At 54.9% G+C, this 25551-nt stretch carries 24 protein-coding genes; 12 read left to right on the top strand and 12 right to left on the bottom strand.

Annotated features, from left to right (window positions below; translation table 11 throughout):
- Nucleotides 1-171: 171 nt before the first annotated feature.
- The 5 genes from typA (at nt 172) to fabY (ending at nt 5001) form a co-directional block, all read left to right on the top strand.
- Nucleotides 172-1995, top strand: a complete 1824-nt coding sequence (gene typA, locus GJ746_RS00360) for a ribosome-dependent GTPase TypA (RefSeq protein ID WP_154678443.1) — start codon at nt 172-174, stop codon at nt 1993-1995.
- A gap of 132 nt (nt 1996-2127) precedes the next feature.
- A complete protein-coding gene (gene yihX, locus GJ746_RS00365) occupies nt 2128-2724 on the top strand; it encodes a glucose-1-phosphatase (protein ID WP_154678444.1) in 597 nt (198 codons plus the stop codon).
- A complete protein-coding gene (locus GJ746_RS00370; RefSeq protein ID WP_154678445.1) occupies nt 2721-3581 on the top strand; it encodes a virulence factor BrkB family protein in 861 nt (286 codons plus the stop codon). The genes yihX and GJ746_RS00370 overlap by 4 nt, the downstream gene beginning before the upstream one ends.
- Nucleotides 3578-4015 carry a D-aminoacyl-tRNA deacylase gene (gene dtd / locus GJ746_RS00375; protein ID WP_154678446.1) on the top strand — a complete coding sequence of 146 codons (438 nt, stop codon included), beginning with the start codon at nt 3578-3580 and terminating at the stop codon, nt 4013-4015. Before GJ746_RS00370 ends, dtd begins: the two co-directional genes overlap by 4 nt.
- Nucleotides 4016-4059: 44 nt before the next feature.
- Nucleotides 4060-5001, top strand: a complete 942-nt coding sequence (gene fabY / locus GJ746_RS00380; RefSeq protein WP_004127112.1) for a fatty acid biosynthesis protein FabY — start codon at nt 4060-4062, stop codon at nt 4999-5001.
- Between the two features lie 17 nt (nt 5002-5018).
- Here the strand turns inward: fabY and GJ746_RS00385 are convergent, their stop codons facing one another.
- The 8 genes from GJ746_RS00385 to fdnG form a co-directional block, all read right to left on the bottom strand.
- Nucleotides 5019-5936, bottom strand: coding sequence for an alpha/beta hydrolase (locus GJ746_RS00385; RefSeq protein WP_154678447.1), 918 nt, complete (start codon nt 5934-5936; stop codon nt 5019-5021).
- Nucleotides 5937-6208: 272 nt separating this feature from the next.
- Entirely contained in the window at nt 6209-7138 is a 930-nt protein-coding gene (gene fdhE / locus GJ746_RS00390; RefSeq protein ID WP_154678448.1) for a formate dehydrogenase accessory protein FdhE, read from the bottom strand.
- Nucleotides 7139-7283: 145 nt separating this feature from the next.
- A complete protein-coding gene (locus tag GJ746_RS00395) occupies nt 7284-7967 on the bottom strand; it encodes a response regulator transcription factor (RefSeq protein ID WP_154678449.1) in 684 nt (227 codons plus the stop codon).
- Between the two features lie 4 nt (nt 7968-7971).
- Nucleotides 7972-9465 carry a sensor histidine kinase gene (locus GJ746_RS00400; RefSeq protein ID WP_154678450.1) on the bottom strand — a complete coding sequence of 498 codons (1494 nt, stop codon included), beginning with the start codon at nt 9463-9465 and terminating at the stop codon, nt 7972-7974.
- Between the two features lie 17 nt (nt 9466-9482).
- Nucleotides 9483-10817: a vWA domain-containing protein gene (locus GJ746_RS00405; protein WP_154678451.1), complete on the bottom strand. Its 1335-nt coding sequence runs from the start codon at nt 10815-10817 to the stop codon at nt 9483-9485.
- A 167-nt stretch (nt 10818-10984) separates the two neighbouring features.
- Complete coding sequence (fdoI, locus tag GJ746_RS00410; protein WP_154678452.1) at nt 10985-11620, bottom strand: formate dehydrogenase cytochrome b556 subunit; 636 nt, start codon at nt 11618-11620, stop codon at nt 10985-10987.
- A complete protein-coding gene (fdxH, locus tag GJ746_RS00415) occupies nt 11617-12519 on the bottom strand; it encodes a formate dehydrogenase subunit beta (RefSeq protein ID WP_154678453.1) in 903 nt (300 codons plus the stop codon). Before fdxH ends, fdoI begins: the two co-directional genes overlap by 4 nt.
- Before the next feature lie 12 nt (nt 12520-12531).
- Nucleotides 12532-15582 carry a formate dehydrogenase-N subunit alpha gene (gene fdnG, locus GJ746_RS00420; RefSeq protein WP_154678454.1) on the bottom strand — a complete coding sequence of 1017 codons (3051 nt, stop codon included), beginning with the start codon at nt 15580-15582 and terminating at the stop codon, nt 12532-12534.
- A 156-nt stretch (nt 15583-15738) separates the two neighbouring features.
- On the opposite strand from fdnG, the gene fdhD reads away from it, so the two are divergent.
- Nucleotides 15739-16575, top strand: a complete 837-nt coding sequence (gene fdhD, locus GJ746_RS00425) for a formate dehydrogenase accessory sulfurtransferase FdhD (RefSeq protein ID WP_154678455.1) — start codon at nt 15739-15741, stop codon at nt 16573-16575.
- A 128-nt stretch (nt 16576-16703) separates the two neighbouring features.
- A complete protein-coding gene (locus tag GJ746_RS00430) occupies nt 16704-16916 on the top strand; it encodes a YdgH/BhsA/McbA-like domain containing protein (RefSeq protein ID WP_154678456.1) in 213 nt (70 codons plus the stop codon).
- Nucleotides 16917-16956: 40 nt separating this feature from the next.
- Here the strand turns inward: GJ746_RS00430 and GJ746_RS00435 are convergent, their stop codons facing one another.
- Nucleotides 16957-17280, bottom strand: coding sequence for an AzlD domain-containing protein (locus GJ746_RS00435; protein WP_154678457.1), 324 nt, complete (start codon nt 17278-17280; stop codon nt 16957-16959).
- Complete coding sequence (locus GJ746_RS00440; protein WP_154678458.1) at nt 17280-17939, bottom strand: AzlC family ABC transporter permease; 660 nt, start codon at nt 17937-17939, stop codon at nt 17280-17282. The genes GJ746_RS00435 and GJ746_RS00440 overlap by 1 nt, the downstream gene beginning before the upstream one ends.
- Nucleotides 17940-18039: 100 nt before the next feature.
- Between GJ746_RS00440 and GJ746_RS00445 the strand changes: the two genes are divergently transcribed.
- From GJ746_RS00445 to GJ746_RS00465, 5 genes are all read left to right on the top strand, one after another.
- Nucleotides 18040-18591: a helix-turn-helix domain-containing protein gene (locus tag GJ746_RS00445; RefSeq protein WP_154678459.1), complete on the top strand. Its 552-nt coding sequence runs from the start codon at nt 18040-18042 to the stop codon at nt 18589-18591.
- Between the two features lie 72 nt (nt 18592-18663).
- Nucleotides 18664-19659, top strand: coding sequence for a substrate-binding domain-containing protein (locus GJ746_RS00450; RefSeq protein ID WP_154678460.1), 996 nt, complete (start codon nt 18664-18666; stop codon nt 19657-19659).
- Nucleotides 19660-19773: 114 nt separating this feature from the next.
- Nucleotides 19774-21897, top strand: coding sequence for an alpha-galactosidase (locus tag GJ746_RS00455; protein ID WP_154678461.1), 2124 nt, complete (start codon nt 19774-19776; stop codon nt 21895-21897).
- A gap of 41 nt (nt 21898-21938) precedes the next feature.
- Nucleotides 21939-23204 (top strand): MFS transporter, encoded by a 1266-nt coding sequence (locus GJ746_RS00460; RefSeq protein WP_154678462.1) that lies wholly within the window; start codon nt 21939-21941, stop codon nt 23202-23204.
- A gap of 39 nt (nt 23205-23243) precedes the next feature.
- The gene (locus tag GJ746_RS00465; RefSeq protein WP_154678463.1) at nt 23244-23837 is read left to right on the top strand and encodes a DapH/DapD/GlmU-related protein; all 594 of its coding nucleotides are present in this window, start codon (nt 23244-23246) and stop codon (nt 23835-23837) included.
- A gap of 104 nt (nt 23838-23941) precedes the next feature.
- Here GJ746_RS00465 and rhaM read toward each other — a convergent pair whose 3' ends face one another.
- Both rhaM and fucO read right to left on the bottom strand, forming a co-directional pair.
- Nucleotides 23942-24256 (bottom strand): L-rhamnose mutarotase, encoded by a 315-nt coding sequence (gene rhaM / locus GJ746_RS00470; protein ID WP_154678464.1) that lies wholly within the window; start codon nt 24254-24256, stop codon nt 23942-23944.
- Entirely contained in the window at nt 24253-25401 is a 1149-nt protein-coding gene (gene fucO / locus GJ746_RS00475; protein WP_154678465.1) for a lactaldehyde reductase, read from the bottom strand. The genes rhaM and fucO overlap by 4 nt, the downstream gene beginning before the upstream one ends.
- Nucleotides 25402-25551: the final 150 nt, after the last annotated feature.

Here is a 25551-nt window from a genome sequence, read left to right on the forward strand (position 1 = left end):
TTGGGCACTTATTTGGTGCAATTGACCTTGAATAACCCTTTTAACGCTCCGTGAAAGCGATCACAAAGAATCTCTGCAATACTTGTTTGCGGAGGATGTTTGTGATCCTGTTTTGTACTGCGATTAATCCGTGTACAATAACGCGCTATTTCTAATGCCTGAGGCAAAGTTGTGATCGAAAATCTGCGTAATATCGCCATCATCGCGCACGTTGACCATGGTAAAACTACCCTGGTTGATAAGCTGCTACAGCAATCCGGTACGTTCGACGCGCGTACTGAAGCACAAGAACGAGTGATGGACTCCAACGATTTGGAGAAAGAGCGTGGGATTACTATCCTCGCTAAAAACACCGCTATCAAATGGAATGATTATCGTATCAACATCGTTGATACCCCAGGGCACGCCGACTTCGGTGGTGAAGTTGAACGTGTTATGTCCATGGTAGATTCTGTGCTGCTGGTGGTTGATGCCTTTGATGGTCCGATGCCGCAGACGCGCTTCGTCACCAAGAAAGCTTTTGCCCATGGCCTGAAGCCAATTGTTGTTATCAACAAAGTTGACCGTCCTGGCGCACGTCCTGACTGGGTTGTTGATCAGGTATTCGACCTGTTCGTTAACCTTGACGCAACTGATGAACAGCTGGATTTCCCTATCGTTTACGCATCTGCGCTGAACGGTATCGCGGGTCTTGATCACGAAGATATGGCTGAAGACATGACTCCGCTGTATCAGACTATCGTCGATCGTGTACCGGCACCGAACGTCGATCTTGATGGTCCGCTGCAGATGCAAATCTCCCAGTTGGACTACAACAACTATGTTGGCGTCATCGGTATCGGCCGCATCAAACGCGGTAAAGTGAAGCCGAACCAGCAGGTCACTATCATTGATAGCGAAGGCAAAACGCGTAACGGTAAAGTCGGTAAAGTTCTGACCCATCTGGGTCTGGAGCGTATTGAGAGCGACATCGCTGAAGCGGGCGATATCATCGCTATTACCGGTCTGGGCGAGCTGAACATCTCTGATACCATCTGCGATACGCAGAATGTTGAAGCTCTGCCGGCGCTGTCTGTCGATGAGCCGACCGTATCTATGTTCTTCTGCGTTAACACCTCTCCGTTCTGTGGTAAAGAAGGTAAATACGTTACCTCTCGTCAAATCCTTGACCGTCTGAACAAAGAGCTGGTGCATAACGTGGCGCTGCGCGTTGAAGAAACTCCGGATGCAGACGCATTCCGCGTTTCAGGCCGTGGCGAACTGCACCTGTCCGTTCTTATCGAGAACATGCGTCGTGAAGGTTTCGAAATGGCGGTTTCCCGTCCGAAAGTTATCTTCCGCGAAATCGATGGTCGTAAACAAGAGCCGTTCGAAAACGTCACGCTGGACGTTGAAGAGCAGCACCAGGGTTCTGTGATGCAGGCACTGGGTGAGCGTAAAGGCGACCTGAAAAATATGAATCCAGACGGCAAAGGTCGCGTACGTCTCGACTACGTGATCCCAAGCCGTGGTCTGATCGGCTTCCGTTCAGAGTTCATGACTATGACTTCGGGTACCGGTCTGCTGTACTCCACCTTCAGCCACTACGACGACGTTCGTGCGGGTGATGTGGGCCAGCGCCAGAACGGTGTTCTGATCTCCAATGGCCAGGGTAAAGCAGTAGCGTTTGCACTGTTCAGCCTGCAGGATCGCGGTAAGCTGTTCCTGGGCCACGGTGCAGAAGTTTACGAAGGCCAGATCATCGGTATTCACAGCCGTTCTAACGACCTGACGGTAAACTGCCTGACCGGTAAGAAACTGACCAACATGCGTGCGTCCGGTACTGACGAAGCAACGGTTCTGGTTCCGCCGATTAAGATGACCCTGGAGCAGGCTCTGGAGTTCATTGATGACGACGAACTGGTAGAAGTTACCCCAACCTCTATTCGTATCCGTAAACGTCACCTGACCGAAAACGACCGTAAACGCGCGATGCGCGGTGCAAAAGAAGATTAATTAACGCTTCTGACGGTTAACTCAACCCTGCCTTATGGCAGGGTTTCTTTTTTGTACAAAGTTTTGCCACCCATAGTCAAACCCCTCCTTTCCCGCTACAGTTAATTTTCCACGGTGCAAAAGGAGAGGACCATGCTCTATATCTTTGATTTAGGTAATGTGATTGTCGATATTGACTTCAGCCGTGTGCTTGGGACGTGGAGCGATTTAACGCGAATCCCGCTTGCGACGCTGAAGCAGCACTTCACCATGGGCGAAGCGTTCCACCAGCATGAGCGCGGTGAAATCAGCGATGAAGATTTTGCGGCGGCAATGTGCCATGAAATGAACATGCCGCTTAGCTACGAGCAGTTTTCTCACGGCTGGCAGGCTGTTTTTGTCGCCCTGCGCCCGGACGTTATCGCGATTATGCAAAAATTACGCGAGCAGGGGCATCGGGTTGTGGTCCTGTCCAATACTAACCGTTTGCATACGACCTTCTGGCCGGATGAATATCCGGAGATACGCGCTGTCGCCGACCATATCTATCTTTCGCAAGAGATGGGGATGCGTAAACCTGAAGCGCGGATCTATCAAAGCGTGCTTGAATCGGAAGGGTTCTCCGCTGACGACACGGTCTTTTTCGATGATAACGCTGATAATATCGCCGGAGCTAACCAGTTGGGTATTACCAGCATTCTGGTGACCGGGAAGGAAACCATACCCCACTATTTTGCCAAACAGCTATGATAAAAACCGTTCATCAAAAAGCAGCGCGCCATATGCGGCCGATTGTAGCCTGGCTGAAGCTGCTATGGCGGCGTATTGATGAAGACCATATGACGACTCTGGCGGGAAACCTGGCCTATGTGTCGTTACTCTCTCTTGTGCCGCTGATTGCCGTGATTTTCGCGCTGTTCGCGGCATTTCCGATGTTTTCTGATGTAAGCATCCAGATTCGCCACTTTATTTTTGCCAATTTTATTCCGACAACCGGGGATGTTATTCAGGGCTATATTGAGCAGTTTGTGGCCAACTCCAGTCGGATGACCGCCGTGGGGGCTTTCGGCCTGATTGTGACATCGCTGCTGCTGATGTATTCCATTGATAGCGCGCTGAATACCATCTGGCGCAGTACCCGTATCCGGCCAAAAACCTACTCCTTTGCCGTCTATTGGATGATCCTCACTTTAGGCCCGCTGCTGGCGGGAGCGAGCCTGGCGATCAGCTCCTATCTCCTGTCGTTACGCTGGGCCAGCGACCTGAATAGCGTTATTGACGATGTGCTGCGCATTTTTCCATTAATTTTGTCCTGGGTGGCATTCTGGCTGCTTTACAGCATTGTGCCGACGGCGGAGGTACGCAACCGTGATGCAATAGTGGGGTCGTTGGTTGCAGCGCTGCTCTTTGAGGCGGGTAAGAAAGCTTTTGCTTTATATATCACCGCCTTCCCGTCATATCAGCTGATTTATGGCGTGATTGCAGTCGTACCAATTTTGTTCGTCTGGGTATACTGGACGTGGTGTATCGTCTTGCTTGGCGCTGAAATTACTGTCACTCTCGGTGAATACCGCAAACTGAAAAAAGAAGAAACAGAACAATCATGATTGCATTAATTCAACGCGTATCCCGAGCTAGCGTTACCGTGGAGGGGGAAGTGACGGGCGAAATCGGCCCTGGGCTTCTGGTGCTGTTAGGCGTCGAAAGGGATGACGACGAGCAAAAAGCCAACCGCCTGTGCGAGCGTGTGCTGGGATACCGTATTTTTAGCGATGCCGAAGGCAAAATGAATCTTAACGTGCAGCAGGCTGGCGGCAGCGTGCTGGTGGTGTCACAGTTTACGCTGGCTGCCGATACCGAACGCGGGATGCGTCCGGGATTTTCTAAAGGAGCCGCGCCGGATAGGGCGGAAGCGCTGTACGAATATTTTGTTGAGCGTTGCCGCCAGCAGGAAATGAATACACAGACCGGGAGATTTGCTGCCGATATGCAGGTTTCTCTGGTGAATGATGGTCCCGTAACCTTTTGGTTGCAGGTATGAGCCAGCTTCCGGGCAGGCTGCGGGTAACAAAAGAGAGTACAGCTATGTATCACCTTCGTGTACCGCAAACAGAAGAAGAGTTAGAGAGCTACTATCAGTTCCGCTGGGAGATGCTGCGTAAGCCGCTGCATCAGCCGAAAGGATCCGAACGCGATGCGTGGGACGCGATGGCGCACCATCAGATGGTGGTCGATGAAGAAGGCAATCTGGTTGCCGTCGGGCGGCTATATGTGAATGCGGAAAACGAAGCGTCTATCCGCTTTATGGCCGTTCATCCATCGGTACAGGATAAAGGTCTGGGTACTTTGATGGCGATGACGCTGGAGTCTGTCGCCCGTCAGGAAGGCGTGAAGCGGGTGACCTGTAGCGCACGTGAAGACGCGGTGGAATTCTTTGCGAAGCTCGGTTTTGTGAATCAGGGAGAAATTACGACGCCGACCACCACGCCGATTCGCCACTTCCTGATGATTAAACCGATAGCCTCCCTGGACGACATTTTACATCGTGGTGACTGGTGCGCTCAGCTGCAGCAGGCCTGGTATCAGCATATCCCGCTTAGCGAGAAAATGGGCGTGCGAATTCAGCAGTATACCGGGCAAAAATTTATTACCACCATGCCCGAAGCCGGCAACCAGAACCCTCACCATACGCTATTTGCGGGTAGCCTGTTTTCGCAGGCAACGTTAACCGGTTGGGGCTTAATCTGGCTGATGCTGCGCGAGCGGCATCTTGGGGGCACAATTATTCTGGCGGATGCGCATATTCGTTACAGTCAGCCGATTAGCGGACGCCCCAGCGCCGTTGCCGATCTTGGCTCATTAAGCGGCGATCTTGACCGCCTGGCGCGAGGCCGCAAAGCGCGCGTTCAGCTGCAGGTTGAGCTTTTTGGCGACGATCGGCTGGGCGCGGTTTTTGAAGGTATCTACATTGTTCTTCCCGCGAAGCCGTTCGGCCCGTATGAAGAGGGTGGTAACGAAGAAGAGTAGCCCACCTTTATACATGGCTACTGGCCTGGCGATTGAAGCCGCCAGGCGATATCTCTCATCGCGCTGTCTGCCGCTGCGCTAATGCCTCCCAACTGAAAGAAGCCGTGAATTACCCCGAAATAGCGCTGACAGGTGCAGTCAACGCCCTGCTCAAGCATGCGCTGGTAAAGCGCTTCTCCTTCGTCACGCAAAGGGTCGTATTCCGCAGTCAGAATATGCACCGGCGGTAAACTGTTAAAGTCTTTACGCCACAGTGGGCTGGCTTCCGGGTGATGGAGTTCCGTTGATGACAGATACATTTCATAGCCGCTGAGTAGCGTATCTTCGGTGATGATGTAATCTTGCCCGTTATCGATATAGCTCTTCATGCTGGCGGTGGCATCCAGCATCGGGTAGATCAAGACGAGCTGTGCGGGTTGCCATACCTGAGCTTTTTTCAACCGCAGGGCGGTCACCAGGGCCAGATGTCCTCCGGCGCTGTCGCCGGCTAGCGTAATGCGCGAAGTATCGATACCTAACCGCTTCGCGTGGTGGTGAATAATCAGGGTGCCTTTCTCCGCATCGTCATGGGCGGCAGGATAAACGTGCTCTGGCGCCAGCCGGTATTGCACGGCGATAACCCGACATCCGCTGTGGTACGCCAGCTGACGGAGCTGGTTGTCATGAGTGGCGAAACCGCCGCTGATAAAGCAGCCGCCGTGGAAATAGATAACGGCAGGGAGTGTGCCTGCGACGTTAAGGGGGGAGACAATGCGAAAACGCATGCCTTCGAGCTCAATATCTTCTACCTGAACGCGCTTTTCTTGTTCACCAGCTAAAATTGCGCTGGCAATATAGCCGTTTCTCCGGTCATCAATATTCTGTTCGCGCGATGAGGGGCGACCTGCATTGATAAATTCTCGCACCAGCTCTGCGATACCCTTTTCTAGCGCCATTTTTATTCCCTTAAACTGTTTGGATATACAGTGTTATAGCCTGGTTGTGGGCAAAAGAAAATGGGCGATTTAAATCGAAAAGGGATTCTGGAAAGCGGCTCGCAAAAGTGAAAATCGTTTCATACGACACTTTTCCACCGTTTGTTACAGGGGTATGTTATTTGAAAATTAACCGCCAATGTTTTGCTGGAGGTCTCAGTGAACATGATGGCAGGAATGGATGTGGGCAGCGTAAGCCGGGCAGCTGGGGCCACCCGACTTAAGACCAACAATTACTCCCCTTCGCCCGGGAACAGGAACGGATTGATGGAGCTGCGGGCGAAGCCCTCCTGTTCCATCCGTGCGTCCAGCACCAGTGAGGCGAGGTCGTCGGCCACGGCTTCTACTTTTGGGTCTTTTTCCTGATAGAGAATTTTCAGGTAGGTACCGCAGTCACCACAGCTTTCGGCTTTAATAGCTGACTGTTCGTTATCTAAGGACCAGTAGTGTAGATCGCGAGTTTGTTCGCAGTTGCTGCATTTTACGCGCACTACGTGCCACTCGGTTTCGCACAGGTTGCAGTGCAGATAGCGCAGACCCTGAGTCGTACCAATTTGCACGATACTGGAGACCGGCATTGAGCCGCAAACCGGGCAGAACTGACGCTGTTCACCATATTCAGCTCGGGCTTTACCCGGAATCAGGCTGGCCATCTGCGCCCAGTAAAGCGAGAGCGCGGCCCAGATAAACGGCGCTTTATCGCTGCTGACGGACGCGAAATCTGACTCAAATAGCGCGCTTGCCATCAGCTCCAGCTCCTGCTCTGACGCTTTTTCCAGATTCTCAATGACCGCCAGCGCCGGGCCGCTCATTTCTGGCTTCAGCTCGGCAATCAGCGAATGCAGCAGCTTATGCCAGTGCTTATCGCGCGGCAAAACGTGGATATCCAGCGGTGGTTTACCCTGTTCGTTCGCTTCTTTAATGCGCGCGGTCAGATCTATCTGCAGAGGATGATCGTACAGCACGACCTCCTGCGCGTGGGCGATAAGCGCAGCAAAGCGCAGGTAATCACCTAACGGGTTATTTTCAGCCAGTTCGCGCAGGCGTTCGGCACGACGGTTGTATAAATTTTTGAGCCGGGGGAATAACAACGGCGGGATCATATCCGTCGCACGTTTCTCGCTCTTTTCCAGCTCATCTTGCGGGATGATACGAATGCTCATTCTGTCACTTCCTGTTTCAGCAGATTCGGCTGTGGTCGCGTCCGCTTTGTGATTTGGCGGGCATCATGCGCCCACTCTGGTGAATGTCATTAATGATAACCGCAATCGGCATACGGGATATACCTAAGACATCGCAATGTGTGCGTTACGATACCTGATATCGATATCCCAGACCATGCACCGTTCGGATTAGTTGGGGGTGGTTTGCATCCTGCTCGATGACTTTTCGCAACCGTGAGATGTGCTGATCCAGCGTGCGGCTATTGGGAACATAGTCGTAGCCCCAGGCGGCGTCAAAAAGCATATCTCGGGTAACCACCTGATTTTTATGATGCTCAAGGCAGCTTAATATTCGTACTTCTCGCAGAGAGAGCTCCAGCTTCTGCTCGCCGCGGCACGCGCATAGCTCGTTGGGAAATACCGTTAAATCGCCGAAGGGAAAACTAAGCCTCTGCGGCGCATTGCGGCTTAAGCAGCGCCGGGCGATGGTTTTAATCCTCGCCCGTAATTCGTGAATGCCAAAAGGCTTGCTGATGTAGTCATCTGCGCCCAGCTCCAGGCCAACAACACGGTCGATTTCTTCATCTTTCGCGGAGAGAAAGACAATCGGGATATGTTCATTGTGACGACGAATTTCGCGACAAACGCTGTAGCCATCCATTTCGGGCATCATGATGTCCAGCAGAACGAAGTCCGGCATTTCGCGGTGATAGAGCGTCAGCGCCGCGCGACCGTCGGAAGCAGCAATCAGCGTATAGCCTTCACGCGATAGCGCGTCGACCAGGCCCTGACGAATATTAACGTCATCTTCAGCAAGCAATATTTTCATATTCTCATCCTTGAGGCAGTATCAGGGTAAAACGCACGCCGGGATTTTCCGCCGTCACGAGAATTTGTCCTTGCAGGCGCTGGGCCAGCTGACAGGCTATCGTCAGCCCAATACCGGTTCCCGAAACGCCTTCTGTGATGGATGACTTAACCCGATAAAACGGCTGGAAAATCATTTTCATCTCTTTCTCCGCAATGCCTGGGCCATAATCACGGACGGCGATCTCAATCTGTTCCGCAGTTGTTTTTACCAGGATATCAACCTGATGGCTCTTCAGCGCGTATTTTTCAGCATTGCTCAAAAAATTGCTGATAATTTGCGTGATAATGTCGCGATCGCTGCACACTATGACATTTTCAGGACAAGTAATTTGAATTTTCATCCCCTTTGTTTGTAACGCGGGGGTAAAAATGTGGGCAATCTCCGTAAGAAGGCGCGAAATATCTACCTGCTGGAGATGCAGTTTCGGTGCGCGCGTAAAGCTCAGGATGTTCTGGATGAGCCGGGTTAAACGCTGGCCTTCCTGGGTGATGACGTCCAGATACCGCTGTTCCTGGGTTTGTTCGTCATCCAGACCTTCGCGCAGCAGTTCAGCATACAGCGTAATGTTTGTCAGCGGCGTTTTCAGTTCATGTGAGACCTGACTAACAAAATCTACCTGCTGGCGCGCCTGGCGTGCGGCGCGCGTATACTCCCGCCACAGCGAATAGCCGAGCAGAGCGACTGCCGCCAGCAACAGCACAATTAACAAGCTACCCCATAGCCAGACGTGCAAAAGCGGCGTACTGACTCCATAAACGCTGACCTGCCATGTGGTTAGCGGGTAATCCAGGGTACGTGAGTCAAGCAGCTCCAGCTGGTTCAGATCTGCTATTTCGTTCTGATAAAGCTGGCGGCCGTTTTCAGTGACCCGTACGATCTGCTGCTCTTGTGGGGGAGCCTGAACGTTATTCGCTATTTCCATCATCAACTGTACATAAGAGAGGCGAAAGCCAACGATGGTGCTGCCTTTTTTTCGCCAGTAGATCAGCAGCGGCTCTTGGGTTTCGTTAGCGATAAACCAACCGGACTGCGGCGTTTCCTGTTCGCCGTGGGTTATATGACTGGCTAGCTGGCTGGGATCGTTAACCAGTGAGGTTAGCTGCCGTACCCACTCTTTATCCTCATTGCTTAATGACTGGCGCTCGTCAGGGTAAAGAAGCTGGTTTTTACGTAGCGTGAATACCGCGGCAATATCGCTGTCATTCTCTTTGAGAGTGCGCAGAGTGGCGGCATCATCAGGTTCGATAAAATCGCTGATGGTGTGCAGACGCGAGGCCTTTTGTTGCAGGAGGTTCTCGATGTTCGCAACAATGCTGGTAGTCTGGGCTTTGGCCAGCGTCTGCGTCTGGTACTGCCGCAAAAGAACTTCATGCTCCAGAGTGCGAATACCCAGATAAGCAAGCAGAATAAAAAACATCAGCGTAACGATGAGGTAAATTAGCTTGCTTCTGAGCATCCAGCACTCCTTGTGGATTAGTACGATTTCGAACTCTGATATTTGGTTCGGTAGTTCTGTTCTTTCAGTGACTTACGTGAGTCTTCTTTACTTTCCGTTTCCAGCTTTTGCAGCAGCTGGCGGTTCTCTTCTGCACTTTCCTGCGCTTTCATTCTTGGCGCTGGCGCGTTGAGTGGAAGGGCGCTCAGAGCAGCCGAGTTTTCACGCAGCACCGCTTTCGCTTCATCCATCTTGCCTTCGTCGATAAGCTTCAAAGCTCTTTCGTTTTCAATTGCTGATTTCTGAATTGCCGAATCGACCACCACCTCTTCCACCTGCGCTTTCTGCGCTTCGCTGGCGGAGGCGGTGTATTGAATCGCCATTTTTTCATCCCAGCGATCTTTCTGCCGGGTAGCGAGGTTATCGTAGCGGACATTAACATCAGCCAGAGGTTGGCTTTGCGCGGCTTTGCCTTTTGCCGGGAGAATTTCCAGCATGACATATTTTTCCTGGTTGGCGTAAAGCTGATTCAGTTTCACGGTAACCGTATTATCGTGAATATCACCCTCTCGCCCTAACAGGCGCAGCGGCTTAACGTTATCGGCCACTTTGATCTCTACCACCACATCCTGGGCGACAACTGACATCACATCGCCAAATTCGTGGGTGAAAGCTTTTTCCAGATCGGCCGTATTTTGCACGAAAACGTGGTTGCCATCGCTGTATTGCGCAATGGCGGCCATTAAATCCTCGTTGTAGCCGTTGCCAATTCCCATTGTGGTGATGGCAATACCTTTTCTGGCGGCAATTTTACCCAGTTCCGCCAGCTCGCTGGTAGATGACGGACCAACATTTGCCTGACCGTCAGAGAGCAGAATAATGCGGTTAACATGGGCTTTATCGAGATATTTACTGGCTTCTTTAATACCCCCGCTGACGCCTGCAAATAGCGCTGTACCGCCGCGGGCGGTTAACCGTTCGCGGATCTGGCTGATGAGTTTCTCTTTATTATTGCCGAGTTTCGCCGCCGGCACGATGACATCCACTACGTTGTCGTAAATCACCACCGAGAGCGTATCCCCGGAGCTTAGGGTATTTACCGCCATCACGGCGGCTTCGGTGGCCTGCTTAATACGGTCACCGCTCATCGAACCTGAACGGTCGATAACCAGCGCAAGATTGATGGGGCTGCGTTTGGTGGCGCTCAGGGGGAACCCCGTCAGCGACACTTTGAGATAGTTTTTGTCCTGCGTATTTTCCAGTACTACAGGGGAGGCCAGTTCAGATTTGATGGCGACTTTTGGTACAGGCTGCTGTGCGCCTGCGGTTGTCGCAAGCAGAGCCAGGGCTGCGAAGAGGTGTTTCAGATTCACGATACGTCTCCTTGTCAAAAGAATCGACTCCATTCTTATGCCGCCTGAACTTCGGTTGGTCTGTTATCTGTATAAAGTTGTCAAAAAGTTGTCAAAATCGAACGGCATTAGCTAAAAAAATGGCGTCGATATACGACGCCATTTTAGAGACTACAAAGCGCTCGGGCCTACGACTGGCGCTTATCCTGCTTTTCGCGGACTTCACGATACCAGCGCGGGTGATGCTTCTTCGCCCACGTCTTCGTGACCCAGCCTTCCACCATCGCGGTAATCGTGCCTTTTACCCACAGCGCGGCGTAAATATGCACCATGATAACCACGATCAGCGCGACCGCTGCGAACGAGTGCAGCATCAGCGCGAAGCGAATGACCGGGATAGAGAACGACGGCGCAAAGTACGGACGCCAGATAATCACTCCGCTCACCAGCAGCAGCACCAGGAAGATAATCGCCGCCCAGAACACGCATTTCTGGCCGAAGTTATAGCGCCCGGTGTCACCCACCTCCTCGTTGACGACAATCTTGCGAATATTCTTCGCCCAGAAAATATCGTCCCGGTTGATCAGGTTGTGGTGCCAGTAACGGAAGAACATGATGATGAACGAAGCAAACATGATCACGCCCACAAACGGGTGCAGAATACGCGCCAGCTGCGGGGTGCCCATGATTTGCATCAGCCAGTTGAAGGACGGGAAGAAAAAGCCCAGCCCGCTCACCGCCGCCAGAATGAAGCAGAAGGCGGTGACCCAGTGGTTGATGCGTTCCGGCGCCGTGTAGCGCACGATGGTGTCACGTCTTTTCATTTGCGCACCTCGTCTTTCTCTTCATCCAGATTGTCCTCTTCCTCTTCCGCGCGGTTCGGACCGACGCCGACGTAGTGGAAGATGCTGGCGGCGAAGGTGGCCGCAAAACCGACCGCAGCCAGCGGTTTCCAGATACCTTTCCAGAACTTAACCGTAGCGCTGATTTCCGGGTTCTCCGGCAGGCCGTGGTACAGATTCGGCTTGTCGGCGTGGTGCAGCACATACATCACGTGCGTACCGCCAACGCCGGCCGGATCGTACAGCCCGGCGTTGTCGTAGCCGCGGGTTTTCAGCTCAGCCACGCGCTCGCCTGCCAGCGTTTTCATCTCCTCTTTGGAGCCAAAGTGGATAGCGCCGGTCGGACAGGTTTTCACGCAGGCCGGTTCCTGACCAACGGTAACGCGGTCGACGCACAGCGTACATTTGTAGACGCGGTTATCTTCCGGGTTCAGGCGCGGCACGTTGAACGGGCAGCCGGCGATGCAGTAGCCGCAGCCGATGCACTGCTCGGACTGGAAGTCGACGATACCGTTGGCATACTGAATGATTGCCCCTTCTGCCGGGCAAGCCTTCAGGCAGCCCGGATCGGCGCAGTGCATACAGCCATCCTTACGGATTAGCCACTCCAGTTTGTCGTTCTGCTCCACTTCCGAGAAGCGCATCACGGTCCAGGATTTGGCGGTCAGGTCGGCGGGGTTATCGTAAACCCCGACGTTGTGACCAACTTCATCCCGGATGTCGTTCCACTCGGAACAGGCCACCTGACAGGCTTTACAGCCGATACAGGTGGTGACGTCGATAAGCTTCGCCACCTCTTCCTGGTGATCCCGCGCACGGGGCGCGGGGGTGAAGCCGTTAGTCGCGGAACGACGGATAATGTCTTGCGATTGATAAGCCATAATTCGTCTCCGTTACGCCTTTTCCACGTTCACGAGGAAAGCCTTGAACTCAGGCGTCTGCGTGTTCGCATCACCAACAAACGGCGTCAGGGTATTGGCGATAAAACCTTTCTTCGCCACGCCTTCGTAGCCCCAGTGAATCGGTATACCGATAGTATCGATATCCTTGCCGTCCGCCTTCAGCGTGCGAATTCGCTTGGTCACCACCGCCTTGGCTTTGATATAGCCGCGGTTAGAGGAGACCTTCACGGTATCGCCGTGGGCGATGCCGAGCTTGTTCGCTAGCTTCTCGCCGATCTCCACGAACTGTTCCGGCTGCGAGATGGCGTTAAGCAGCGCGTGCTTGGTCCAGTAGTGGAAGTGCTCGGTCAGACGGTAAGTGGTGCCGACGTAAGGGAATTTCTCCGCTTTACCCATCTGCTCAAGGTCGCTTTTAAACACGCGAGCGGCCGGGTTAGAGATCACGTTCGGGTGCAGCGGGTTAGTACCCAGCGGCGTTTCAAACGGCTCGTAGTGTTCCGGGAACGGCCCTTCGGCCATCTTGTCGATAGCGAACAGACGACCCATCCCTTCCGGCTGCATGATAAACGGCCCGACATCGGTACCCGGCGCGGCGGCGCTGTAGTCCGCAATATCCACACCGCCCCATTTCGCACCGTCCCACTTCAGGAGCTGGCGCTTCGGATCCCACGGTTTACCCTGCAGGTCCGCGGAGGCGCGGTTATACAGGATGCGGCGGTTAAGCGGCCACGCCCATGCCCAACCCAGCGTATTGCCAAGGCCGGACGGGTCGGCGTTGTCGCGACGCGCCATCTGGTTGCCTTCCTGCGTCCAGCTACCGGCGAAGATCCAGCAGCCGCTGGACGTCGTACCGTCATCGCGCAGCTGCGCGAACGAGCTGAGCTGTTGGCCTTTCTTGACGATCACCGCACCGGTTGCCGGGTCGATAATGTCTGCCAGCGCTTTACCGTTGCTCTCCATGGCGATTTCTTCCGACGCTGGTTCATGCGGAGTGGAGTAGTTCCACGTCATGTTCAGCACCGGCTCCGGCGTTGGGCCCCCTTGTTCGGCGTACATCTTACGCAGGCGTAAGAAGATACCGGCGAGGATCTCACCATCGGTGGTCGCCATTCCCGGGGCGTCCGCGCCTTTCCAGTGCCACTGCAGCCAGCGACCGGAGTTGACGATAGAGCCGTTTTCTTCAGCGAAGCAGGTAGACGGCAGACGGAAGACTTCGGTCTGGATTTTCGACGGATCGACGTCGTTCGACTCACCGTGGTTTTGCCAGAAGGTGGACGTCTCGGTGTTGAGCGGGTCGATAGTCACCAGGAACTTCAGTTTTGACAGCGACGCGACAACCTTATTTTTATTCGGGAATGAGGCCACCGGGTTAAAGCCCTGGCAGATGTAGCCATTCACTTTGCCCTCGTTCATCATTTCGAAGTACTGCAGAACGTCGTAACCTTTATCCCACTTCGGCAGCCAGTCAAAGCCCCAGCTGTTTTCCGCCGTTGCTTTATCGCCAAAGAAGGCCTTCATCATAGAGACGAAGAATTTCGGGTAGTTACCCCAGTAGTTTACCTGGTCCTTCAACAGCGGTTTCGGCGTGTTGGCGGCGAGGTAGGTTTGCAGGTCGGTCTGCTTCTCGTTCGGCAGCGTCATATAGCCAGGCAGGCTCTGCGACAGCAGTCCTAAGTCGGTGAGACCCTGGATATTGGAGTGACCGCGCAGGGCGTTTACGCCGCCGCCTGCCATCCCCATATTACCGAGCAGCAGCTGGATCATCGCCATGGTACGGATGTTCTGCGCGCCGATGGAGTGCTGCGTCCAGCCTAACGCGTACAGGAACGACGCGGTTTTATCATGCGCGCTGGTTTCAGCGATGTACTCGCAGACTTTAAGGAAGTCGGCTTTTGGCGTTCCGCAGATATTTTCGACTACTTCTGGAGTGTAGCGGGAAACGTGCTGCTTCAGTAAATTCCAGACGCAGCGCGGGTGCTGCAGCGTGGTATCGCGTTTAGCAAAGCCGTTCTCATCCAGCTCATAGTTCCAGGATGTTTTGTCGTACTTGCGGGCTTCCGCATCGTAGCCGCTGAACAGACCGTCTTCAAAGCTATAATCTTCACGCACGATCAGGCTGGCGTTGGTATAGGCTTCAGTGTATTCACGGTTAATTTTTTCATTGTTCAACAGGTACAGGATGACGCCTGACAAGAAGGTGATGTCAGTACCAGAACGAATTGGGGTATAGAAATCAGCCACCGCCGCGGTACGCGTAAAACGCGGATCGATCACAATCAGCTTCGCGCCGTTGTGAATTTTGGCTTCCATCGCCCAGCGGAATCCAACCGGGTGAGCTTCAGCGGCGTTGCCGCCCATCACCACGACGAGATTGGCGTTCTTGATGTCGACCCAGTGGTTGGTCATCGCACCGCGACCAAATGTTGGAGCAAGACTTGCTACCGTTGGTCCGTGTCAGACGCGTGCCTGGTTGTCGACCGCGAGCATACCGAGCGCGCGGGTAAATTTCTGGGTTAAATAACCGGTTTCGTTACTGGATGCGGAGGCGCATAGCATACCGGTTGTCAGCCAACGGTTAACGGTGATGCCTTCGCTATTTTGTGCGACAAAGTTAGCGTCGCGGTCCTCTTTCATCAGCTTAGCGATGCGGTCAAACGCTTCGTCCCAGCTGATTTGCTGCCATTTATCGGAACCTGGTGCGCGATATTCTGGAAACTTCAGGCGGCTTTCGGAATGGATAAAGTCCACCAGACCGGCCCCTTTCGGGCAGAGCGCACCACGGTTGACCGGATGGTCCGGGTCACCTTCGATATGGAAGATAGACGCTTTGGCGTTTTTCGCGCCGTCGCCGAGGCTGTACATCAATAGCCCACAGCCGACGGAACAGTAAGTGCAGGTGTTACGGGTTTCGCGGGTGCGCAGTAGCTTGTACTGCCGTGTTTCCGCGAGCGCTAAACCGGGCGCAAAGCCCAGCGCCGCTGCCGTGGTTCCTGCCATACCGCCAGCGCAGATCTTAAAGAACTGCCTTCTGCTGACCTGCATGGTTCGCTCCTTGTTTCGACATTGTCACATATAGTTTTTTACTTTGCGGTAAGGGCCGCAAAGGTTCAGAATCAGGGATAATTTCCCTCGTTCCCGGAGGGATTTAAACAGAATACCACATTGTGTGTATGCCTGTTCCAATACGGTTAAGACAAAGTGAACAAGAAGCCTCTTCAACAAATCGAAAATGTGACGAATATCACAGGTTGCCGCCAGGTATTGCTGTGGAAACGTGAAAATTTGCAACATCCTCAACCAGACGAGTTAGCTGAAGAGGTACCCGTTGCCCTGGTCTATAACGGTATCTCGCACGTGGTGATGATGGCGACGCCGAAGGATTTAGCGCAGTTTGCGGTGGGGTTTTCCTTATCCGAAGGGATTATAGAAAACCGAAGCGAGATTTATGGCATAGATATCGTTCAGGCCTGTAACGGTCTGGAAGTGCAAATCGAACTGTCCAGCCGCCGCTTTATGGGTCTGAAAGAGCGCCGTCGCGCGCTGGCCGGGCGCACCGGCTGCGGCGTTTGCGGCGTAGAGCAGCTCAATGATGTTGGTAAACCCGTGCAGCCGTTGCCTTTTACCCAAACGTTCGAGCTGGCGAATCTCGATCGCGCGCTGGCGCACTTGCATGATTTCCAGCCGATTGGCAGGCTTACCGGCTGTACCCACGCTGCGGCATGGATAAAGCTTTCCGGCGAGCTTGCGGGTGGCCACGAAGACGTTGGCCGTCACGTAGCGCTGGATAAGCTCCTCGGACAGCGCGCGGAATCTGAAGCCGCTTGGCTAAATGGCGCGGTGTTAGTTTCCAGCCGCGCCAGCTATGAAATGGTGCAAAAGGCAGCCATGTGCGGGGTGGAAATTTTGTTTGCGGTCTCTGCCGCGACCACGCTGGCGGTGGAAGTTGCCGAGCGCTGCAACCTGACGCTGGTGGGATTCTGCAAGCCGGGCAGGGCGACCATCTATACGCATCCGCAGCGGTTAATTGCCGGTTAAATTTAAGTCAATTTTTTTGAATGATGACAACAAATCCTTCCGCTTTTTGTTTGGCGATGTGAGGGCTATTATTTATCACATCAAGGCACGGCGCCTTATCAAAACAACTAACGTAAAGGGTTTATATCATGAAAAGCATCAAAACTTTTGTTGCAGTTATCGCTCTGGCCGCTTCTTTTGGTTCTTTCGCTGCCGAAACTGTCACCGCTACCGCAACAACGATGGACGGTGCAGAAGCGAAAATCGCCGCTCAGGCCGAGGCTGCTGGCGCATCTTCCTATAAAATTACCGAAGCCTTTACCGGTAACCGCGTACACATGACCGCGGAACTGAATAAATAAGCTTAAAAGATACTGTCGAAAGAGCGCCTTAGGGGCGCTTTTAGCGTATCCCCGCCATCCGCAGCAGCGCCGTTACCACGGCGGCAGCGATAATCACCACGATCAGCGGCATTTTACGCCAGGCGAGGAATACCGCGAAGCCAACGCCCACGACTCGGGCCATGCCGGCAAAGCTCTCGCCTTCATAAAAGGTGGTCGCCAGCGCCACGGCAAAAAGTAGCACTGTCGCCGCATCCGAAAGCAGCGCCTGAGAACGCTCGGAAAACGCCAGCCGATTTCCCAACTTCGCCCCGCCTAAACGCATCAGGTAGGTCCCCAGCGACAGAATCGCGATACCGGCGATAAAAAGCGTCATATTGCCCATTATTTTTTCCTCGTCAGCAGGCCAAACAGCGACAGTAAAACCGGCAGGCCAACCGGCGTAAAAGGCACGGCGGCCAGCGATAGCGCCGCTCCGCTACAGGCGCGGATAAGCGTGGTGCGGTTTTTAAATGCCGGTATAACCAAAGCCAGTAAAATCGCCGGGAAAACCGCATCAAGGCCGATAGTCTCCGGTGCCGGGAGCAGTTTGCCGACGCCTGCGCCCAATAGCGCTCCCAAAGGCCAGATCAGCGCCACGCCCAGGCCGCACAGCCAGTAGGCCGCCCGGCGCTGCTCGGGGGGTTTCTGCGACAGGCCAAATACCACGCTTTCATCGTTCATAATGTGGCAGCCGAGGAAGCTGGCGGCGCGCTGACCAACCAGGTCACGAACCGTCACGCCGAAGGGAATATGGCGTGCGTTGACCAGCAAACCGGCCGCCGCGGCCGCCAATGGATTACCGCCGCTGGCGACAATGCCGATAAACATAAACTCCGAAGCGCCCGCCAGGACGCTGACCGAAAGCACAAAGGGCACCCAAATTGGGAAGCCGTAAGCGATGGCCAGCGAGCCATAGGACATCCCGACGATGCCTACCGCGAGGCAGACCAGAAAAATTGCTTTGATGGTGTCGCCTTTAAGACTGGCGAAGTGATTTTTCATACTCTTTAGCCATATCGAACGAATTTTCATTATAATGAACGCAACAGAATCGCATTTCAAGGCGAACGAATCGTTCGTTATAAAAAACATGGAGCGCTGTATGACTCAGCCAATTAGCCTGATTGCCAAAAGTCTGGTGCGCGAACGCGCGCGTACCGGACTGTCTCTCGCTGAAGTTGCGCGGCGAGCGGGGATCGCCAAGTCAACGTTATCGCAGCTGGAGTCCGGCAACGGTAACCCGAGTCTGGAAACGCTCTGGGCGCTTTGCGTGGCCCTCGATATTCCTTTTGCCCGACTGCTGGAGCCGCAGGTGAATACCACCCAGGTGATCCGCCGCGGCGAAGGGACGAAAGTGGTGGCCGAGCAGGCAAACTATCAGGCGATTTTACTGGCTGCCTGTCCGCCGGGCGCAAGGCGCGACATCTATCTACTGCTGACCCAGCCGGGAGCTGACCGCATTTCTCACCCTCATCCGCCGGGCTCGGTAGAGCATATTATTATCACCCAGGGACGCGCGCGGGTCGGCCTGACGGAGGCGCCGGAAGAGCTGGGGGAGGGGGATTACATCTGCTATCCCGCCGATCGGGAGCACGTTTTCCAGGCGCTGGAGCCGGACACCCAGGCGCTGCTGGTCGCCGAGCAGAATCAGTGATGGCGGTAAGCTGGACGCCATGGCCGTATTGCGGGACACTAACCGCAATTTCCCGCGAAGACAGAGATACTTATGTCGCTGAAAGCCATTGCTAAAGAACTTGGGATCTCGGTCACTACCGTCAGCCGCGCGTTAAACGGCTATGACGATGTGTCGCAGGAGACGCGCGCCCGCGTGGAGGCTGAAGCGCAGCGTCGCGGGTACCGGCCAAACACTTTCGCCCGTCGCCTGAAAATGGGCAAAATTGACGCCGTTGGTCTGGTGTTTCCCGTGCGTCCCGCGCCGCTGAATAACAACGTCTTTCTGGAGATGGTGGGCGAAATCAGCCATGAGCTGGCGCGCTATGAGATTGATTTACTCCTGATTGCCGATGATGAACAGTCCGACAAGCACGGCTATATGCGTATGGTGCAGAGCCGACGCGTCGATGCGCTGATCGTTGCGCACACCCTCGACGACGACCCGCGCCTGATCCAGCTACTCTCCTCCGGTTTCCCGTTTCTTGCCCTCGGCCGTAGCCGTCTGCCGCAACCCTACGCCTGGTTTGATTTCGATAACCAGGCCGGGACGTACCGCGCCACCCGTCATCTGATTAGCCAGGGTCACCGGCGTATCGCTCTGCTGAGCGAAAATAACAATCAGGCTTTTATTACCCAGCGCCGCAACGGTTACCTGGAGGCGCTGCGCGAAGCGGGCCTGGCGGAAACCTGGCTGCGCAGCGTGTCACCAACCCGTCGCGCTGGGTTTCATGCGACGATGGAGCTGCTGCGTTTGCCCGAACCGCCCACGGCCATAGTCACCGATTGCAACACCCATGGCGACGGCGCGGCGATGGCGCTGGCCCAGCTCGGACGACTTACCGGCGAAAATCGCGTTTCGCTGGTGGTTTACGACGGCTTGCCGCAGGACAGCATCATTGAAACCCCGGTCGGTGCGGTGATTCAATCCACCCGGCAGGGCGTTGGCCACCAGATAGCCAGTATGGTTCGCCGCTTAATCGCCGGCGACGATCTTGCCTCTCTCCAGGTACTCTGGCAGCCGGAATTCATCCCCGGCGAAACCGCCTGATTCCCTTTTAATCAGATTAATTTCCTGAACTCGATCACGTATCCGAAACGTTTTGGTTGGCTTCCGAAACGTTTCGGATCAACAGTAAGGCATTCCTTGTTATGGAGATGCCTGATGTCTGATTCTATTTTACGTCTGCAAAGCGCAGCGGCTGATGTGGTGATAAAAACCCATCCGTTCGCCGAAATTATCTACTGGGGGCCGCATTTAAGCCATTTTTCGCCGCAGGATGCGGCCAGTATCGCCCGTCCGGTGGCCAATGGTCGCCTTGATGTGGATTCACCGGTGACCTTAATGGCTGAACTGGGTCACGGTCTGTTTGGTGCGCCGGGCATCGAAGGCCACCGCCAGGGGCTGGACGCTTCGCCGATGTTCACCACCACCGAGGTGGTACAGGATGGGCAGAATTTAACCATCATCAGTGAAGACGCGCAGGCAGGCCTGCGGTTATGCAGTGAAATCCAGCTTGATAGTAGCGGCGTGCTGAGCGTTCGCCATGGCCTGACTAACCTGCGCGCGCAGCTGTGGCAGGTGGAGCGTCTGGCCGTCACGCTCCCGATTGCCGAGCGCGCCCGCGAAGTGATGGCCTTTCATGGCCGCTGGATCCGTGAATTCCAGCCTCACCGACTGGTACTTGAGCATGACAGCTTTGTACTGGAAAACCGCCGCGGAAGAACTTCTCACGAGCATTTCCCGGCGCTGATCACCGGTAGTAAAGCCTTTAGCGAAATGCAGGGCGAAGTGTGGGGCGTGCATCTCGGCTGGAGCGGTAACCATCGTCTGCGGGCGGAGGTGAAAACCGACGGTCGCCGCTACCTGCAGGCGGAAGCGCTCTATCTGGCGGGCGAAATGGCGCTGGCGGAAGGCGAAACGCTGTGGACGCCGAACCTCTACGCCAGCTATTCAGCGCAAGGGCTGAACGGCATGAGCCAGCAGTTCCACCGCTATCTGCGCGAACAGATCATTCGCTTCCCGGACAACAAACCGCGCCCGGTGCATCTCAATACCTGGGAAGGGATCTATTTCGACCACGACCCGCTGTACATCATGCGCATGGCGGATGAGGCCGCGGCGCTGGGAGTTGAGCGCTTTATCATTGATGACGGCTGGTTTAAAGGGCGCAACGACGACTGGGCGGCGCTCGGCGACTGGTATCTCGATGAAAACAAATACCCCCACGGCCTGACCCCGGTTATCGACCACGTGAAGTCGCTGGGGATGGAGTTTGGCATCTGGGTGGAGCCAGAGATGATTAACCCAAACTCCGATTTGTACCGTGCGCATCCGGACTGGCTGCTGGCGCTGCCGGGCTACACGCCGATTCCCGGGCGTCATCAGTTTGTCCTGAACCTGAATATTCCAGAAGCCTTTGATTATCTGCTGGAACGGATGAGCTGGCTGCTGGGCGAGCACGCCGTGGACTATGTGAAGTGGGATATGAACCGCGAGCTGGTGCAGCCAGGGCATAACGGCAAAGCCGCCGCCGATGCGCAAACCCGTCAGTTTTATCGTCTGCTGGATACGCTGGTGGCCCGCTTCCCGCATATTGAATTTGAGTCCTGCTCCTCCGGCGGCGGGCGTATCGACTATGAGGTGCTGAAGCGCAGCCATCGCTTCTGGGCTTCCGACAATAACGATGCTCTGGAGCGCAACACCATTCAGCGCGGCATGAGCTACTTCTTCCCGCCGGAAGTGATGGGCGCGCACATCGGCAATCGCCACTGCCACGCCACTTTCCGCCAGCACAGCATTGCGTTTCGCGGCCTGACGGCGCTGTTCGGCCATATGGGGCTTGAGCTGGATCCGGTGAGCGCCGACGAGCAGGAACGCGCGGGCTATCGCAAATACGCGGCGCTGCATAAACAGTGGCGCGATGTCATTCATCACGGCGTGCAGTGGCGTATTGATATGCCGGACGCCACAACCCTCGCGCACGGCGTGGTGAGCGAAGACCAGAGCCGGGCAATTTTCCTCGTCAGCCAGCTGGCGATGCCGGATTACACCCTGATGGCGCCGCTGCGCGTGGCGGGGCTGGAAGCGGGAGCCCGCTATCAGATAACGCTGCTTGACCATCCGAACATTCAGATTACCGGAGAGGGCGGCCATACGATGCGTAAGCTGCCGGAATGGATGACGACGCCGCAGATCGTCAGCGGCGAGTGGCTGCAACAGGCGGGTCTGGCGCTGCCCATCCTCGATCCGGAAAGCGCTATTTTGATTGGCCTGCAACGCGTGTGATGGCGACGGGCCGCGCGTCGGCCCTTATTGAGGAATACACCATGAACCCGACCGTCTGTACCCATAAAAACAACCCCAATTTCTGGATTTTCGGGCTGTTCTTTTTTCTCTACTTTTTCATTATGGCCACCTGCTTTCCGTTTTTGCCAATCTGGCTATCGGACGTCATCGGCCTGAATAAAACCGAGACCGGCATTGTTTTCTCCAGCCTGTCGCTGTTTGCCATCTGTTTTCAGCCAATTCTGGGCGTGATCTCCGATAAGCTCGGGCTAAAAAAGCATCTGATGTGGATCGTGACCGTGCTGCTGGTGCTGATCGCGCCTTTTTTCCTCTACGTTTTTGCGCCGCTGCTGAAAACCAATATCTGGCTTGGCGCGCTGAGCGGCGGGGCCTACATTGGCTTTGTTTTCTCCGCCGGAGCCGGGGCGATGGAAGCCTATATCGAACGCGTGAGCCGCAATAGCGGTTTTGAGTATGGTAAGGCGCGTACGTTTGGCTGTCTCGGCTGGGCGCTGTGCGCGACAACGGCGGGAATGTTGTTCAGCGTGAACCCCGAGTGGGTGTTCTGGATGGGGTCGGCCGCTGCGCTGGTGCTGGTCGTGCTGGTCGCTATCGCTAAACCGCAGGCCAGCCAGAGCGCGCAGGTGATGGATTCACTGGGGGCTAACCGTTCCGCGGTTGATTTAAAAACCGCCTTACGCATGTTTCGCCAGCGCAAAATGTGGATGTTTATCCTGTACGTGGTTGGCGTCGCCTGCGTATATGACGTTTTCGATCAGCAGTTTGCCACCTTCTTTAAAACCTTTTTTGCCACGCCGGAAGCCGGGACTCGCGCCTTTGGTTTTGCGACCACCGCCGGGGAAATATGCAACGCTATTATTATGTTCAGCTCGCCGTGGATTATTAACCGCATCGGCGCGAAAAATACGCTGCTGATTGCCGGGATGGTGATGGCAGCAAGAATGGTTGGTTCTTCGTTCGCCACGACGGCTGCGGAAGTGGTGGCCCTGAAAATGCTCCACGCGCTGGAGGTGCCGTTCCTGCTGGTCGGCGCATTTAAATATATTACCGGCGTGTTTGATGTCCGCCTGTCGGCGACGATTTATCTGGTTGGTTTCCAGTTTTCCAAACAGGTGGCAGCGATCTTCCTCTCCGCTTTTGCCGGGAATATGTATGACCGAATCGGCTTCCAGGATACCTATATGATCCTCGGCGGAATAGCGCTGGCCGTCACGCTAATATCCGCCTTTACCTTATCGGGTAAGGCAAAATCGGAAAATATTAGCGATAACGCCATGACGGTTTAGCCAACAGAGCAATTATTCACCGTGACAGGAGCGGTTTATATGATGGATATGAAAGCAAGAATGAACAGCGGCGAGCTGTATATTGATTCAGGGTATGGTTTACCGCAGCAGCGGCTGATGGGCAAGGCGCGAGCCTATGAATACAATCACTCGTACCCATTTAATCAGGAATTAAGAAACGACATTATTCAGCGCATGTTTGCCCGCGTAGGTAAAGAGTGCTGGATAGAACCACCGATAAATATTGCCTACGGAACGCATACCTCCATCGGCGATAATTTTTACGCAAACTTTAATCTGACGCTGGTCGATGATGCCGAGATTATTATTGGCGATAACGTGATGTTTGCGCCCAACGTAACGATTTCAACCGCCGGTCACCCGATACATCCGGATCTGCGCCATACGCAGCAGCAGTTCTCTCTACCGGTGGTTATTGAAGACGGCGTCTGGCTGGGGACGGGGGTGATTATCAACCCTGGCGTCACCATCGGGAAAAACTCGGTGATTGGCGCCGGAAGCGTGGTAAACCGTTCTATACCGGCGAATGTGGTGGCCGCAGGAGTGCCTTGCCGGGTATTAAGAGAAATCACCGATGAGGATAAAAATAAATATCAGCTGTTTACGGGGTGATATTAAAAGCAATGACCGATGAGTAACTGGCTCAGGTTACCGCTCCGTGAGCCACATTAAATGCGGTGCCGGATAAGCATTAGAACTATCCGGCACAATGAGATTTACTCCAGATAAAACACCTCTTTAAGCTCTGCGCTCAGCGGGCTGTTATCCGGGTTTGCTGGCATCACATCGCGCATGTGCCGCCACCAGCGCTGGCATACCTCGGTACTGGCGACGGCGTTCCAGCGCGCTTCGGATTCAATCTCCACCGTGGCGAACAGCAGGTTACGTTGTTTATCGAGATAAATCGCGTAATGGTGCGCGCCGTGGGCCTTCAGCACCGCTTCCAGCTCCGGCCAGATGGGGTTATGGCGGCGCTGATACTCTTCATGCGCCTCAGGGTTTACCTGCATCACGAAAGCTTTGCGGATCATAGTGCCTCCAGATAGAGTTCGCGGACTTCATCGCGGCTGGCGGTGCGCGGGTTGCACGGCGCACATGGGTCGGCCAGCGCTTTGTCCAGCCAGCCTTCGATATCCTCTTTGCTGACGCCAAGCTGGCTAAAGCCCTGCGGGATACCCACGCGTTTGCTCAGAGCGCGGATGGCGTTGATTGCCTCCATGCTGGCGGCTTCATCACCCATGCCGCGGGTATCGACGCCCATCGCCTGCGCCACGCGGGCAAAACGCGCCACGGCGTTCGGGCGATTAAAATTTTCGATGATCGGTAGCAGGATGGCGTTACACACGCCGTGCGGCAGGTTATGGGTGGCGCCCGGCTGGTGGGCCAGCGCGTGCACCAGGCCGAGACCGGCGCTGTTAAACGCCATACCCGCCAGATACTGGCCAAACGCCATCTGTTCGCGGGCTTCAAGATTGTGTCCGTCGTCCACGGCTTGCGGCAGCCACAGGTTGATCAGGCGAATCGCTTCCAGGGCGTTGGCATCGGTCAGCGGGTGCGCGCCAACGGAAACAAAGGCTTCAATGGCGTGAGTCAGGGCATCCATGCCGGTGGCAGCGGTAATTGACGGCGGAATATCCAGCATCACGCTGGCGTCATCAACGGCGATATCGGGGATGATATTCGGGTCGATAATCACCTCTTTCACCTGGCGATCGGTGTCGATAATCACCGCGTTGCTGGTCATCTCCGCCGCCGTTCCGGCAGTGGTGTTGATCGCCACCAGCGGCACGCCGGCGTTTTTCACTTTACCGACGCCGGAGTAGGCGGTTGATGGTCCGGGGTTAGCGGTGAGGATTTTTACCGCTTTAGCGGTATCGATCGGGCTGCCGCCGCCAAAGGCGATAAGGTAATCGCACCCGGCCTCCCGATACGCCGCGTAGCCTTTTTGCACCAGCGCCTCGGTAGGGTTGGGGAATACCTCGTCAAACAGATGGTAAGACATCTGCTGTTCATCCAGCGCGGCGAACAGGCTGTCCAGCAGTCCCAGCTTCACCAGCTGGCCATCGGTGACGATCAGCGCTTTGCCCCAGCGTTTGCCCGCCACCAGCTTGACCATGTCGCCGATTGCGCCCGCGCCGTGGAAGCTGATTTTGGGTAGTGCCAACATAAAACTCATGATAATTCTCCTTAATGTTGATTTGGGTAATCCGTTTCCCTTCACCCGCCCCGGGTCGCGGCTGGCGCCGCCTTGCCCGGCTACAGGTTCACTGTCGTCTGCGGGCCGGTAGCCCGGACAGGTGCGTAGCACCGCCTCCGGGATTGAGGG

The organism is Klebsiella oxytoca, assembly GCF_009707385.1.
GTDB lineage: Bacteria > Pseudomonadota > Gammaproteobacteria > Enterobacterales > Enterobacteriaceae > Klebsiella > Klebsiella oxytoca_C.